Origin of the sequence: Croceibacterium mercuriale, from assembly GCF_000802385.1 — a bacterium.
Classification (GTDB): Bacteria; Pseudomonadota; Alphaproteobacteria; order Sphingomonadales; family Sphingomonadaceae; genus Croceibacterium; species Croceibacterium mercuriale.
The window spans coordinates 40221-55488 of the sequence record NZ_JTDN01000004.1 but is presented as its reverse complement, the minus strand read 5'-3'; the positions used below and the strand labels follow the sequence as shown (position 1 = coordinate 55488).

The window sequence follows — 15268 nt, the reverse complement described above, 5'->3', positions numbered from 1 at the left end:
TCCTCCTCTACCCACAATCAGACCTCCAGCACCTTCATCACCTCGTCGCCAAGGTGGTTCACCACCTTCACGGCGACCCGTCCCGTTGCAGGACGGGCGAACGGCCGCGAGCGTGTGCGGTTGAGGGAGGCCCACGCCTCCTCGTCGATCTCCGCGCGCAGGGTGGTCTTCAGCGCCTTGTAGGGGTCGTTCGCGCCGGGGAAGTAGGCGTGGCGGACGAAGAAGCTTTCGTAGTCATAGGCCGTGTCGATGAACCACACCGCGATGTCGTCGGCATCGCCGCTCTCGATCTGGCCGGCCTTGTACATGTCGACGCCCATCACCTCGATACTGACCTGCCCGTCGCCTTCGTCATGCACCACGATGTCCGGCTCCCCGAACACGGTGAACAGGTTGCCGGCGCCGGTATTGGCCAGGTCCGGCATGTGCAGGTCGGGGTTGATGCGCGCCTGCAGCACGGTCAGCGCGCCCATCCGGTCCATCTCCCCGGCATGGGCATCGAAGTTGAAGGCGGCGGCAATCAGGATGTCGAAGCCGGCCTCCGCCGCCTCCCGCGCCGCCGCCGTCAGGTCCGGGCGGCTGACGGTGCCATATTCGGGGCCGACGAAGATCGCGGCACGGCGCGACGGACCCTCTGCTCCCAAAGCAGATGTGCTGTCATCCTCCGCCTCGGCCAGTTCCAGCGAGCGCTGGCGCACCGTGCCCTGCGCGACGATCCAGCGGCCGGGCCACAGGGTGATGCCGTCGAATACCAGCTTGTCCGCCTTGTGCGGCTGCTGCACGCCGGATCGTTGCAGGTTCTCCAGCACCATGGCGGCGAAGTCGGCCCGCTCGCCGCTGCCTTCCTTCTGCCGGCGCCCTTCGGCGGCCTCGATCTCGTCGAACAGGCTGTCGTCGGTGTCCACCGCCGGCACGCGATGCGGGCTGAGGCTTTCCACCGTGAACGGCCCGGCCACCCGCACGCGATCCTTGTCGACATAGGGCTGGTCGTAGAGATATTCGGTGTCCGCCTTGGCCGCGATGCTGGCGTCGATCTCCCGCTGGCGGGCGATGCGCTGCTGCCACCATTCGGCATGGAGCCGCACCGTCTCCTCCGGCCAGTCGGCCCCGGCCTCACGCGGGATTTCCCATTCCTGCCACGCGCTGCCCAGCGCCGCGTTCAGCGCCGCGCGCAGCGGCTCCAGCTTTTCCTGATAGCTTTCCCAGATCGTGTCGATCTCGGCATTGTTGGCGATGCTCTTCAGCGTGATGTGCGGCACCCGCTTGTAGACGAAGCCCTGCCGCAGCCGGCCCTGCACCGGCGTGTCGCGCGGGGGCGAGCGGGTCACCTCTCCCTCCTTCAGCTGCCCTTCGCGGCTGTCGGCCAGCAGGTACCAGGGGTAGCGCGCGCCCATGATCCGCGCGCGGGCGAGCGCGAGGGCGACGCGGCTGGTGTCCATCGTGATCCACCGCCGCCCCCACTGCTCCGCCACAGTGGCCGTGGTGCCCGATCCGCAGGTGGGATCGAGCACGAGGTCGCCGGGATCGGTGGTCATCAGGATGCAGCGCTCGATTACGGTCGTGTTTGTCTGAACAACATAGACTTTGTCCTCGTTGAACCCTGCAAAGGACGTGTCCGACCAGAAGTTGTTGTACCGTCGTATGGATGTGTCGCTAGCTTTTTTGACAAACACCAGCGTATTGCCAATCACATCGAGCCGACCCGCCATTGATAGCTTGGCCATGCCCTCCGGCGTGGTACCAAACCATCTGCCCCCCGGGCCGAAAGAACGACCTTCGAAACCGAACTCAAACTTTCGACCCGGACCTGGCTTTGTAAGGTTTTCAGGACGAAAGAACTCTGCACCTTTGGTGATAAGATCAGACCTAGGTGCATCTCCCTTGATGTGAGAGAAGCGCCGTCCGTCAGGCATCTGGTACTTTCGGTACATTCCATCGTTAGCATTGTCGAGTTGCTGATAAATAGACCGGTACTTCGGCTTGTCGGTCTTACTAAACCAAAGGAGATAGTCAAAATTTGATGGAAGGCGATCGGATGTAGCTAACCCTGAGGTTTTACTAAAGGCTACCTGACCAAGAAAGTGTTCGGCCCCAAACACCTCATCCATCAGCGCCCGCACCCGGTGCACGTTCTCGTCGCCGATCTGCACGAACACGCTGCCGCTTTCCGTCAGCAGGTCACGGGCGACGGTCAGGCGGTCGCGCAGATAGGTGAGGTAGGAATGGATGCCGTCGCGCCAGGTGTCGCGGAAGGCCTTCACCTGTTCGGGCTCACGCGTCAGGTGGTCGGCCTTGCCGTCCTTCACGTCGCGGCTGGTGGTGCTCCACTGGAAATTGCTGTTGAACTTGATGCCGTAAGGCGGGTCGATATAGATGCACTGCACCTGACCCTTCAGCCCCTCCCGCTCCGCCAGCGATGCCATCACCTTCAGCCCGTCGCCCAGGATCATGCGGTTGGACCAGTGCTGGTCATGCGCGTAGAACTCGGTCCGGGCGTCGGGCTCCACCCCGTTGAAATCGGCGAACAGGTCGGGGGCGTCGTTCCCGCTATGTTTCCCCGGGGAAACACGCTTCAGATCCTCGATCAGCGCCTTGGGATGGATCTTCTCCTGGATATACAGCGGCGGCGCCTCCACCACCAGGTCCGACCAGTCCGCCACATCCTTCCCCCGCCACACCAGCTGCGGGTCCAGGTCGCGGTTGCGCCGTTCATACGCGACCTCGATCGGCCGCTTCATGTCCGGCCCCACGAAGGGCTCCAGCTCCGCCGTGGGCGCATTGCGCCGCGTGGCCTCGGCATGGTTCAGGCTGTCGATGGAGAGGGGTTTCTTGGCCATTATTCGTCTTCCGCAGTCAGTTCATGCACCATCAGCGTGATGCCATTCGCTTCGGCCAGCGCCTGCAATTCGGCGGGCAGCGCACGTTCAGTCAGCAGCACGGCCGAGATCTGCCGGCCGATCCAGTCCGGCTGCGCGGCGGCGACTGCTCGGTACTTAATACACTGGTACACACCTCGACGCAGATCATCGGGCGGTGATCCCCAACCTTTCACTTCAACCAGCCAGAGCGCGTCTTCTGCCTCGTGCGCAGCGTCGACCCGATCGCCCGACAGCAAGAGCTGTTCGACACGTCCTTCTCCGAGCGCTCGCCCTGTGATCTCCTGCGCGTTACGACAGGCCCAGTGCTTCAGTCTCCGGTGGCGCTCGCCTTCGGGAACAGGGCTGAAGCCATGCGGCTTGCCGCCCTCATCTACGATGATGCCGGGGAGGTCCGGAAAATCCGCGTCCGCTGACCTCTCCAGAGCTGCGTCCTCCCGCAATCCCGGCAACGTCGCGCGGAGCCATTCGACCATCCGGTTGCGCGATGCTTGCTGAGCCTCAGTATCCGCCCGGTCTCCGCCTGCCGCATAGTACAAGCCGCCCGACTTGATCCGGTGTCCTTGCGGCAGAGTGAGCGCAGCGCGCTGTTCGACGGGAACTAAGAAAGCCGTCTTGCTGACCGAGCAGATCTCATATCTCTGGTCCTCATCCGAGTTTGGAAAGCTTGGTTCGAACGCATACTCCGGACGATCCCGGTAACCAGTTACTCTGGCTTGCTCATACCACCCAACGATCCGCAATCGTTCCTGTTCAGAGGGCTTCGAAACAAACACGATTGTCCACAAGCGATGAGAAAATCGATCGAGTGCAGATCCGTCTCTGATGTAGCCGTAGAATAATCCACGGTACGGTTGAAAGTTAAATGCCTCGCCTCCGGTTCCGTGCTGGACCACGTAGCTGTGGTGGCTAGCCACGGCCCGCCCTGAATAAACCTCATCCCAACCAATGTTAGCGACGATTACGTTGTTCCACATCAGCTTGCTTCTCCCACCCCATCGAGCCACGCCTCGATCTTCGCGGCAAACTCCGTCTGGATCTTCCACTTGTCGGTGAACTCGGCGAAGGCCCAGCGGCCCTGCGTGCCCAGATTGTTCACCCCCGGCACCCAGTAGGTCTTCATCGTCTCCGCCTTGTCCTTCGCGTCCTCGCCCCGGAACCCCTTGATCTCCACCACCAGGTTCAGCGGGTCGTCCGCCCCGTGCCCGTCATCCACCCGCAGGATGAAGTCGGGGCGATAGCGCCGCGCCTCCCCGCCCGCCTGATACGGCACCTCGAACCCCAGATTGTGGTTCTTCACCCAGGCCAGCACGCGCGGGTGGCTGTCGGCCACGCGGCAGAACTCCAGCTCCCAGTCGCTGTCCGCGATGGCGTAGTTCACATGGCAGCGGGGCGAGGTCTCGTACCGGTCTTGGCTGGTGTTGAAGCCGACATTCCGCGTCGAGCCTTCCGCATTGTACGGGTCCAGCATGGCCAGCACCCGGTTGCCGCCCTCGCTGGCGCGGGTGATGGCGGCCATGATGCGGTCGGCCGCCCGCTCGGCAATGTCGTGATACAGCAGCTGCGCGGGCTGCGTGTCGCCCTTGCACACCAGATGCTCGCCCATCCAGCGGCGCACGATCTTGCGCATCTCCATGATCAGCGCGGGGTTGGGCACCTCGCCATCATTCGTCAGCCGGCGGCGCACGATGCGGTCCGCCAGCCGCAGCTGGATCGTCGCCGGGCGGGTGTCGGCCAGATGCGCCAGGGTGAAGTCCGCCGTCTCGCCGATGATGCCGGAATTGATCGTCGTGGTCGCGCCGACCAGGTCGGGCGTCAGCTCCAGCGTGGAATCCGCGCTGAAGTCGGCCCGCAGCACGTCCCGCGGCAGTTCGGTGCGGTATCCTTCCACGCGGGGGAAGCGGATCTCCACATCGTCCCGCTCCGGACTGATCGCTTCCACCCGCACCATCGGCGGGGGCGGCTTGATCGGACCGATGACGGGTTCGGCGGTGAAGTCGAACGGGATGCCGAAGATGTCGGCATATTCGACGTCGAACTTCTCTTCCGCGTTCAGCTGGTACGAAACCCGCCGCAGCGCGCGGCCGATCACCTGCTCGCACAGCAGCTGCGTGCCGAACGCCCGCACGCCCAATACATGGGTCACGCTGTTGGCGTCCCACCCCTCGGTCAGCATGGAGACGGACACGACGCAGCGGATCGCCTCGCCCAGCTGGCCCGGGCGACCGACCGTGTTCATCACCTCGCGCAGGATGGTGGCATCGTCGATCTTCTCCGCCGCCACCCGGTCGCCGGTGCGCTGCACCAGTTCCGCCTTGAAGCGGTCGATCTCGTCCGCGGCGGCGGCACGGAACTCGGCGCTGACCGCCTCGCCGCTGTCGAGCTGCTGGCTGTCGATCAGCAGGGTGCGCATCTTGGGCAGGGCGACGCCATCCGGGTCGTAGTTTTGGAACAGCTTGCAGGCGCCCGCCTGCAGCCGGGCGTTGCCGTCCTTGTCCGTCACCTCGTACCCGGCGATGTAGTCATGGACCAGCTTGGATGTCGCGGTGTTGTTGCACACCACGATGAACACCGGCTCCACCCCCAGCTTGTTCTCCTTCCAGGCGGCGAAGGTCTTCTCGTAATGGCCGTACAGCGCATCGATGGCGGACAGCAGCTGCGTGGGCAGCTTCTGCGGATCGTCGAACCCGCTCTTGCCCCGCCCTTTCTTCGGCAGCTTGGCACCGACATGGTCCCACAGGTTGCGGAACATCGGCGTGTCGCCGCCCTCCACATTGTCCATGATCGGCACGCGCGGCAGCTTCACGATGCCGCATTCGATCGCGTCCATCAGGCTGAAATCGCTCATCACCCAGCCAAACAGGGATCCTTCGCGATAGCCTGATCCCTTCAGGAAGAACGGCGTCGCCGACAGGTCGTAGACCATGCTGAGGCCCAGCGTGCGCTTTACCGTCTCCAGCCCGCTGATCCACAGCCGCGCCGCCTCGTTGTTGCGCTTGGCCTCTTCCTTGTCGTCGCCCTTGAGCGCCTTCTCCTCCTCGGCCGTCAGCACCCGCTCGCGATAGCAATGGTGCGCCTCGTCGTTCAGGACGACGATGTTCTTCATGCCGGTCAGCTCGTTGGCGACGCGGCGCAGCAGCGCGCCGTCGCTTTCCGGCTTCGGCTCGGTCGCCAGCGCCGCCTGCTGCACCTTGTTCAGCGGCACCTCGTCGCGCCGCTTGAAAGCGTGATAGTTGGTGATGACGATTTTGGCGTTGTTCAGATCGCGCAGCATGTCCTCCGGCACGATCTCGCGGCTGCGGTAGTAGCTTTCGGGATCGTTGGGCTGCAGCACGCGCAGCCGGTCCTTGATGGTGATGCCGGGCGCGACCACCAGGAAGCCCTTGGAATAGCGCTTCGCGTTGGGGTGGCGCACAGCGTTCAGCGTGTGCCAGGCGATCAGCATCGCCATCACCGTGGTCTTGCCCGCACCCGTCGCCAGCTTCAGCGCCATGCGGATCAGTTCGGGGTTGCTGGCGGCGTTGGCGGCTTCGAGATGCGTCCAGAACCGCTGCCCCTGCGAGGATCGCCGACCGGCGACTTCCGTCAGCCAGATGACTGTCTCCACCGCCTCGATCTGGCAGAAGAACGGCCGTTGCGCCTTGAACTGGTGGGTGCGCCAGTGGCGCAGCAGCCGCGCGGTGGTGGGCGTCACCTGCCATTGGCTCTCCGGCAGCGCCCGCCAGCTTTCCACGGCGGAGCGGATCTCGTTGATGACCGGGGTCGGATTGTAGATCTCGCCCTGCGCATCGGCAAAGATGTCGGCCTGCTGCGGCGCCGCCTTCCCGCGTGTGGCGCGCGGCTTGGGGATGGGCGTGGTCAGGTCACTGCGCCGGCGGCCGCTGTCGATCAGGCTGGTCGGCTGGCCATTGTCTCCCAGCTGCCAGTGCCGGTCCGGCCGGCGGTATGGCGAGTTGAGGATCGGGGATTCAAAGAAGGCGCCGCTGGTCATCAGTTCCACTCGTTACGTTCGATCATGCAGCAGCACCCTTGCTGCGACAGTTGCGGTCGCATCATGCACATGCCGCCCGTCGCCGGCTGCTCTGGATCAGCAGCCGGCAAGGCTTTGTCTGGTCGATAATGGCATGTCCCCCAGCCCCGGACCGGATTGTCCCCGATCCCGGCGAGAAATCAAGCTGTGGCAAGGCCATTATCTACAAGCACTTGCCGTCCGGAGGCGAGGCTTCGTCCCAGCGCCCGCAAGCCGTCCACCACCGCCGCCTCGCCCTGCCCCACATCGACCGTGGCGATGGACAACCGCTCCGCACCGCCTGCCATCCCGAAAGCCCGCCGCACGCCTTCGCCCGCGCCCGCAACCGCTGGATACAGCAGCATCAGCTCCGGGCAGCGATACAGGCGGGCATAGGCCATCATCTGGTAAACATCGCCCTGCTGCACCCCACCCTTGCCCAGCGGATCGGCGGCGAGGCGCTTCCACTTGGTGTCGATGATCGCCACCACCTTGCCACCCTGCCGCAGCAGGATGTCGGGCCGCGTGGCGAAGTGGGTGCCGTGTTCCAGCACCTCCCCCGTATGCCGGCCCAGGCAGTGCAGCCCACCGCCCTGCGCGCTCACCTCCACGCCGGTGCCGGCCATGGCGCGGCGCAGCAGCGCGGCGACGTAGGCTTCGAACAGGTCGTTCATCGGGAAGAGCAGCGTCAGCCCGTCGGGGTTGGCGGCATCGTGGCCGGTGTCCTGCCAGTGCCGCCCCAGCAGCAGCTTCGCCAGCGTGAACAGGCTGGCCCAGCGGCGGTTGCTGCGGTCGATCCGCACATCGCGCCAGGGCAGGCGGGCCAGCGGCACCAGCGGAATGTCTGTCAGCGCGTGGCGCAGCTCCACTAGCCGGCGCTGCGTCTCCGCGCCCCGCGCATGTCTCGCGCAGGTCACCACCGCTGCCGCCATCACCCGCATCAATGGGGTGTCGGGGTCGAGCTGGTCGAACCGGCACGCCAGCCGATCGGGTCGCACGATGTTGCGGGTGAACTGCCGGCCCACATCCAACCGCCCGCGCAAGGCGGGCAGGTCGTCCTCGCATTGCAGATAGCGGCGGGGCAGTCCCCTGCGGACCTGCGCCAGTAACCCGTCGGCGAAGTGGCGGATCAGCACGTCCAACAGCGTCTCGTCCTGCCGCGCCATGCTGGCCGCCACGCCCAGATCCAGGTCGAGCCCCAGCGCCACGTCCAGCATCCGCACCAGTCGACGCCTGACGCCCGCCTCGCCGTCCGCGCCGTCGATCTTGGGCAAAATCTCCAAGCTGCAGCCGGGCGCGGCGATGACGCCCACCATCTGCCGCGCATGCAGCTGCCGGCCGCCATCGACCAGCACGTTGGTGCCCGTCCGGTTGGCCAGCGGATGCGCACGCGCGGCGGTCAGCAGCGCATCGGCTTGGACGCGGGTGTAGCTACCCTGCCCGACCGCCACGCTCTGCCATTCGGGCGTGGAGCGATGCGTCACGCGCCTTCGCCCTCGTCCTCCTCGAAGCCGGACTGCAGCTCCTCTGGTGACGGCGCCTTGCCGAGCAGCGTGGCATAGGCGTCGCCGGCGAACGGCTTGCGGATCGACCAGCTGAACCGCTCGCGTTGCCCAACGAACTCCGGCGTGCTGGGTGGCTGAAGGGTTCGCTTCCCCAGGAACCCGTCGCCCAGCACCGCATGGATGCGGCCCCAATCCTCGAAGAAGTATTCCTGCAGCAGCGGGATGACCTTGAACCGCATGGTGTCGTCGACCGCGGCGCGGCTCGCCCCGCCCTCCCCCATGAAGAAGGCGTGGCCGATCGCGTGGTCACGGTCGAGCAGGTATTCCAGCCGCCGGTTGATCGTGTCCAGCACCTGGCCGAGCGACACGCCCTCCACCTCCTCCAGCAGGTCAGGGCGCGGCGCCAACTCCTCGAACCGGAACCGCCGGCGCAGCGCTGTATCCAGCAGCGCGATGGAGCGGTCCGCCGTATTCATCGTACCCACAATGTGCAGGTTCGCCGGCACCCCGAACTCCCGCCGCGAATAGGGCAAGCGCACGGTCAGCGCATTGTCCATCCCCAGCCGCTTGTCCGGCTCGATCAGCGTAATCAGCTCGCCGAACACCTTGGAGATGTTGGCCCGGTTGATCTCGTCGATGATCAGGACGAAGTGCTGCGGCGCCTGCACGCCGCCGCCCTCGCCCGGCAGCAGCGAGGCGAGGCCGGCCGGCTTCAGGTTCTCGGCCCGGATCGGATAGCAGGACCGCTGCGTGAACGGGATCTCCGACACGACCGAGTAATCGAGCGGCTCGTCGAACCGCTTCAGCCAGCGCACCGCCCGGCGATGGTGGTAGTCATGCTCCTCCGACCGCACGAACTCGTACGGCCCGGTGACCTCGCCGATGGCGCGGATCTTCATGTTTCCGAACGGCACCACCACCAGGTCGCCCGGCTTCATGTCGGCCACGAAGCGGTTCACCTGCGCGATGTGGCCGCTGGCGCCATGGGTGCCGGGATTGTCCTGGTTCCAGCGCTCCCGGATGGCTTCGTAATCGCGATAGTCCGACCAGTCGATCTCGCCGCCATAGCCCAGCGCGATGAAGCTGCCGTCCCACGCATCCTCGAAGATGTCGTCATCGATGCCAGACCGGCCGAGCGACATCTTGAACACCCGGCGATCGCCCAGTTCCATGGCAGCGCCCTGCCGCGCCGACTTGCGCGCTTCCTCGGCCGTCGTGGCCATGGTGCGGAAGATGCCGCCCTGCGCCTCCAGCTGCAGGCCGACGCTGCCCTCGGCGCCGGTGACCGGGCGCAGACCTTCGACGAATTCCTCATAGGCGAAGTTCTGGTGGAAGGTGACGAACTCGATCCGGCCGGCGGCGCGCAGACGGTCGTACTGGTTGCGCAAGGCGGTCCGGTCGAGGTCCGGCTGCTCCCCGCACAACCCCACTGCCCGCTCCATGGTGGTGTAGGTCTTGCCGGTGCCCGGCGGGCCGTAGAGGATCAGGTTGGTGGGGTTCATCGGGGCAGCAACCTTGTCGGCCGGCGCGCCGAACAGCCGGTCGCGCCAGAAGGGATCGTTCAGGAACCGGTCGTAATCCTGTGGCTCGCCATCCAGGATGAAGCGGCGCAACTGATCGGCGGAGGGGCTCTCCCCCGGATCAACCAGACCCCAGACCGGCGCGGTGTGCGTGTAGAAATACCAGGTGCGCGGCTCCGGCCATTCCTGCCAGTCGACGCCCACGCGCACGCCGTCCTCGCTAGCCTCGGTGACGGTGCCCAGCGCGCGCAGCCGGATGGCCGATACCCGACCGCCATTGGCGTCGAACGGCAGATTGTGCACCTGATGGAAATAGTCGCGGGGCACGATGCGGTCGCCGACCTGCATCTGCCGCACCAGCCGATTGGCGCCGCTTTCCTCCCGGCCGTACAGCAGACTCCACTCGCCGCGCTCGATGAAGCGGGGCAGACCGTCCGTTTCGCCCCACCGGGCGGTCACGATCCAGATGGGCGTGGGGTCCAGCGCGACCGGCGCTTCCGCGTCCTCCGGTTCGGCATCATATCCCGCATCCAGCACCACCCAGATGAAGCCCTGCACGTCGAACATGTCGCGCGGGCGCCAGCCGAACTCGCGATCCAGCAGGCTGAACAGGGTGCGCATCAGCAGCGACCATTCGGCAAGGTCGCCCTCGCGGAACTCGGTCTGCGGGAACAGCCTGCGGCCGAAGAACCGCTTGCCCATCTCGGCGATCTTGCTGATCTTGAACCAGCTCGCCTCCTCCGGATGCAGCGTGCCCCACACGGTGATGGGAATGGAGGTCACCTCGCCCCGGCGCAGGCCGACGATGCCCGCATCGCGAAGCGCCTCCAGCTCCTTGGCCGTGGCGGTAACGGCCTCCTCCATCGATGCGCCGCTGCGGGCGAGAGCGCCGATTGCGCCGTAGAAGCGGTCACGTAGCGCGGGATCGGCCTCGCCGACCTCGCCCAACGTCCGCCATGACAGCGGCAGGCCCTGGCCTCCGATGGCGAGCAGGCGGAACAGCGCCTCGCCCGCCGCGCGATCGTCCTGCGGCCCGGCGGCGATGGCCTGTGCCGCCGCGATCCGCTCGTCCTTGTAGCGGCGCTCGATCTCCACATACGGACCTTCGTCATGCGCGAAGTCGGTGAAGCCGGTCATGCGGGCCAGGAAGGCGTCACGCGCCTGCAGCAACGCCGGGCGGTCCACCACCACGAAGCCGAGCTCCTCCAGCACCGCCTTGCACTCGCTGCCGCCGGCGCTCGCCTCGATGCCGCGGCGCGCCATGGCCCAGTGGACGGTGGCCTTGCTGGGATAGAGCGCGCCCTCATGCACCAGCCAGTAGGTCTGCGGCACGCCGCGCCCTTCCAGTTGGTCCACGAAGGCTTGCACCGATCCTGCCGCATCGCAGGCGGCGATCGCCGCGAAGATGATCCCGCGGTCGAATCCGGACAGCCGCCCTTGCGGATGGGCCTGCGCATCGCGGAACCGCCGATAATAGCGAATGGCGGAGCGGCTGGCTGACAGAGTGTTGTACAGCCGGCTGGTCAGCCCGAGCGCGCTGGGATCGGGTTTGCCGGCCTGTTCATCAGCCTTAGAATAGACCAGCTGCCCCAGCAGCGCATCGAACCTGTCCGCCTCATAGCTTTGGTCCAGATCGCCATGCGCCTGCTCCACCTTGCGGGCGTCCGACAGCCATGTGGCGATGCTGGTGGCGGTATATTGCTGCACCTTCAGCCACTCCCGAAACTCCTGCTCCCTCACTTCGCCCCTTCCTTCACGACCCAGGCCAGCGTGTTCACCAGCTGAAAATGGTCCACGCTTTTCGCATCCAGTTCCAGCAGCTTCGGATTGGCCACCACCAGCGCCAGCGTCCGCGCGCGGCTGATCGCCACGTTGATGCGGTTCTTGGAGTAGAAAAAGTCGACATGGCGCGGCAGGTCGGCGGGGCTGCTGGTGGCCATGCTGGCGATCACCACCTCCGCTTCCTGCCCCTGGAACCTGTCCACCGTGCCCACCCGTGCGCCCGCCGGCAAAGCGGCGGCCAGCGCATTCACCTGCATGTTGTAGGGCGCGACGATCAGGATATTGTCCCACCCGATCTTCCCGTCACTGCCGTCGCGACGCGTGAACGACGTGCCGATCAGCCCTTCGGCCAGCGCCTTCACCCGCGCCACCTCCATGTCGCTGCGCTGGCCGCAGCCGGTGTGGTCCACCGCCACGAAGCGCAGGCCATGCTCCGCCAGCGCCGGATCGTGGCCGGGCGCCAAGGCCAGCCTCTGCCGCGCGCAATCGGGATGCGCCTGCAAGCGCCCGTCATATACCGCGTCGGAAATGAAGCGACAGATCGCCGGGTGCATCCGCCAACTGGTGTCGAGCAAGATGCCGGCCTCGGGCGCGACTGTCGCCTCAGCCTGCAACAGGTAATCCAGCGCCGACAGCCCGCTTTCGCCCGGATGCGACCCCTGGATCGGCTGCGCCAGCTGCATCTGGTCGCCCACCAGCACGATGTTCTGTGCCGCAGCACCCATCGCCAGCAGGTGGCCAAGCGAAACCTGCCCGGCCTCGTCCACGAACAGATGGTCGAAATACTCGTCGAACCGCTCGTCGGCGAACAGCCAGGCGGTGCCGCCGACCAGTTGGTAGCCGACCTCGTGTATGTCCTTCGCCTGCGCCACATCGTCGAACATCGCACCATCCAGATATGTGTCGTGGTTGCCCACAGTCACCTTCTTGGCGCCGGCAAAGGCCAGCCCGCGCGCCTCGGCCGCCCGTTCCACCGCCCCCATCAGGTTGTTGACCGCCTTGTGGCTGTTGCTGGAGATGCCGACCCGCTTGCCCGCTGCCAGCAGGCTGACGATGGCATGGGCGCTGGTATAGGTCTTTCCCGTGCCCGGCGGTCCCTGGATGAACAGGGTGGAACGGTCGAGGGCCAGGCACACCCGCGTCGCCGCCTCCACCAGCCCCTCCTCGGCCTGCACCAGCTGCCCGCCGGCGCCATCCGCCAGCCGCGGCTCCACCCGCCCGATCAGGTCCAGCAGCGCGCGGTAGCGAGGTGTTCCATCCTCCTCCGGATCGCCGCCGCCGGCCCAGCAACCGGCCACGCGGCGGACGGCGCCCGCCAGAATGGCGGTGCTGATCGGCTGGCCCGGGATGGCCGATCCGCCTGTCGGGAAGGCATCGTCTCCCTTCAGCTGCTTCTTCAGCGTGACCGTGCCCGCCTCACAATCCAGCGCATGGATGGTGCCCAGCCGGGTCAGCGTGGGCGCGTGCAGCACCTGCCCGCCCTTCCGCAGCTTGGTTTCCTGCGGCGGGAAGCGGTAATGGGCCAGCGTGCTGCGCCGCTCCGGTTCCTGCCACGCGCCGGAGGCATCGGGATTGGGCACCAGCCCGCCGATGCATTCGGCATCATCGACCAGCTCGTCCGGCTCACGCTCGCAGCGGTCGAACATCGCCCAGAAGGCTGGCTTGTCTGCCCGGCGGTGGAACTGCGTCAGATGGCCGACCAACTCGCGCCCGCTTTCGCTGGCGGGCAGCGGCCCGGCATGAATCGCCGCCACCAGGGCGGCGGCTTCCGCCTCGGCGGCCAAGCGCGCCTCCGCCTTCTCCTCGTCGATGCCGCCCGGCGCGCCCACCGAGCGCCATTCGGCGTCGGCGGGGCGCAGGCCCGCCAGCCAGTTGCGCAGGCCTTCGGTGTTCTCGCAGTCCACCCGGTTATAGGCCAGGATGCCGTCCAACAGCGCCTGATCGCCGGTCTCCTGCCAGCTCTTGTACTCCACGACCGACTGGTCCGCCTTCTGCACCGCGCCATCGCGCGGCGGCGCGAAGAACAGCTCCATCGTCTTCAGCGACAGGTTCGGCTCGCTGGTGCGGATTGCCTGCCGCAGCAGGCCGTACAGGTCCACGAAGCGGCGGGTGCGCAGCAGATCGTCCAGAACCTCCTCGCGCGATGCATGAAGGGTGGACAGGCGGCGCAGCGCGGTGATCTCGTAAGGCGCATAATGATAGATGTGGGCAGCCGGATGCTGCGCCAGATGTTCGGCGAACCAGTCGATCATCGCCTCGAACGCCTCACGCTCAGCCGCATGATCGTGCGCCCAATGGTGCGCGAACCGCTTCACCCCGCCCTGGCGAAAATGCACGCCCCACAGGTAATCCAGCCCGCCTTCCGCCAGCGGATCGCCTTCCAGGTCGAAGAACAGGTCGGCCGGGTTGGGCTCGGGCAGATTGGCGAAGCCCCGTCCGGCTTCCGCCGGCAACAGCTCCACCACCGGATCGCCGCCCGCGTGGCGCGCCGCCTGCAAGCGCGCCTGCGCCCGTAGCTTCGCAAAGGTCTCCGCCGCCATGCGCGGCACCCGCAGCCCCTCTGGCGCGGCGGCCAGCGCCGCCCCGGTGGCGATGCCGGCGGCGCGCAGCTTCTCCGCCTGCGGGGCCGACAGCCCGCAGACCAATTGCAGATCGTCTGCCGCCAGCCATTCGGCATCACAATGGTCGCGCCAGCGGCACTGGTCGCAGGCGGCGGTGGGCTGCGGGCTGGTGCCCCCTGCAGCCCCATCCACGAAGCCCAGATAGCGCGCACTCGCCGCATCCAGCACATGGCCAAAATCCGAGAGGCGGAAGCTCTCGCGGGTGCCGCTGCCCAGCTCCACATGCACCCGGCGCGGGGGCCGGCCCTGCACCGCCGCCATCATCCGGCCATACAGGCCCAACTGCACCAGATGGCTGGCCTTGGCCGACCGGGCCAGCTTGGTATCCACCGGCTCGTACGACCACGCGCCAAGCGCCGATGGCTCCTCCACCCGCAGGAGGAAGTCGGCGAAGCCATGCCACGGCGCATCCAGGAACGCCGCCTGGAAGATCGCCGGCGCGCCCGCCGCCATCGCCCCACGCGTCGCCTCGGCACGGGCGCGCAGCGATCCGCTCCCGGCGATCTCCACCAGCCCGCCATCCGCCGCCAGCCGGTCGCGATAGTCCGCCTCGTGCCTCAGGCCCGCCTGCTGCACCAGTTCGTTCAACGCGTCATCCGCCGCCGCTTCGGGCGCCTCCTCCGGCCGCAACAGTCGCCCCAACTCCAGCGTGGTGGCATGGGCGCAACCCAGGTGCCGGACCAGGTCCGATGGCGAATGCAGGATGGAATCGTCACACAGGCGCATGGCCGTTGGTCTCCTATGCGCTGAAGATTAGCGGCAGGTTACGACAGAAATGGTCGCGGCGATCGGCTTCAGCAGATCACCCGCCAAGCGCCTGCCTCGCTCCCCACAGCAAGCGCCAGATCGCCCACCTCCGCGATCAGCGTGGCACGCAGATCCTGAACAAGAACACCGAAGGCGGAAGCATCATCATACCATGGTGTGTACGGTATCATATTAGTTCAGTTAAGCT

Annotated in this window: 6 protein-coding genes; all 6 read right to left on the bottom strand. The window is 66.6% G+C overall.

Annotation, left to right across the window (positions count from 1 at the left end; genetic code table 11):
• Positions 1-17: 17 nt before the first annotated feature.
• The 6 genes from PK98_RS15435 to PK98_RS15410 all read right to left on the bottom strand — a co-directional run bounded on the left by PK98_RS15435 (position 18) and on the right by PK98_RS15410 (position 15039).
• On the bottom strand, positions 18-2837 hold the full coding sequence (locus tag PK98_RS15435) for a site-specific DNA-methyltransferase (protein ID WP_039097956.1): 2820 nt from the start codon (positions 2835-2837) through the stop codon (positions 18-20).
• Positions 2837-3853, bottom strand: coding sequence for a hypothetical protein (locus tag PK98_RS16905; RefSeq protein WP_152608768.1), 1017 nt, complete (start codon positions 3851-3853; stop codon positions 2837-2839). The genes PK98_RS15435 and PK98_RS16905 overlap by 1 nt, the downstream gene beginning before the upstream one ends.
• Complete coding sequence (locus PK98_RS15425; RefSeq protein ID WP_039097981.1) at positions 3853-6867, bottom strand: BPTD_3080 family restriction endonuclease; 3015 nt, start codon at positions 6865-6867, stop codon at positions 3853-3855. The genes PK98_RS16905 and PK98_RS15425 overlap by 1 nt, the downstream gene beginning before the upstream one ends.
• A 179-nt stretch (positions 6868-7046) precedes the next feature.
• The gene (locus PK98_RS15420) at positions 7047-8369 is read right to left on the bottom strand and encodes an McrC family protein (protein ID WP_052208936.1); all 1323 of its coding nucleotides are present in this window, start codon (positions 8367-8369) and stop codon (positions 7047-7049) included.
• The gene (locus PK98_RS17470; protein ID WP_152608767.1) at positions 8366-11650 is read right to left on the bottom strand and encodes an AAA family ATPase; all 3285 of its coding nucleotides are present in this window, start codon (positions 11648-11650) and stop codon (positions 8366-8368) included. The genes PK98_RS15420 and PK98_RS17470 overlap by 4 nt, the downstream gene beginning before the upstream one ends.
• Complete coding sequence (locus PK98_RS15410) at positions 11647-15039, bottom strand: TM0106 family RecB-like putative nuclease (RefSeq protein ID WP_039097954.1); 3393 nt, start codon at positions 15037-15039, stop codon at positions 11647-11649. The genes PK98_RS17470 and PK98_RS15410 overlap by 4 nt, the downstream gene beginning before the upstream one ends.
• Positions 15040-15268: the final 229 nt, after the last annotated feature.

Coding starts and splice junctions, on each gene's coding strand:
- PK98_RS15435 (WP_039097956.1), bottom strand. CDS start 2,837: ATGGCCAAGAAACCCCTCTCCATCGACAGCCTGAACCATGCCGAGGCC.
- PK98_RS16905 (WP_152608768.1), bottom strand. CDS start 3,853: ATGTGGAACAACGTAATCGTCGCTAACATTGGTTGGGATGAGGTTTAT.
- PK98_RS15425 (WP_039097981.1), bottom strand. CDS start 6,867: ATGACCAGCGGCGCCTTCTTTGAATCCCCGATCCTCAACTCGCCATAC.
- PK98_RS15410 (WP_039097954.1), bottom strand. CDS start 15,039: ATGCGCCTGTGTGACGATTCCATCCTGCATTCGCCATCGGACCTGGTC.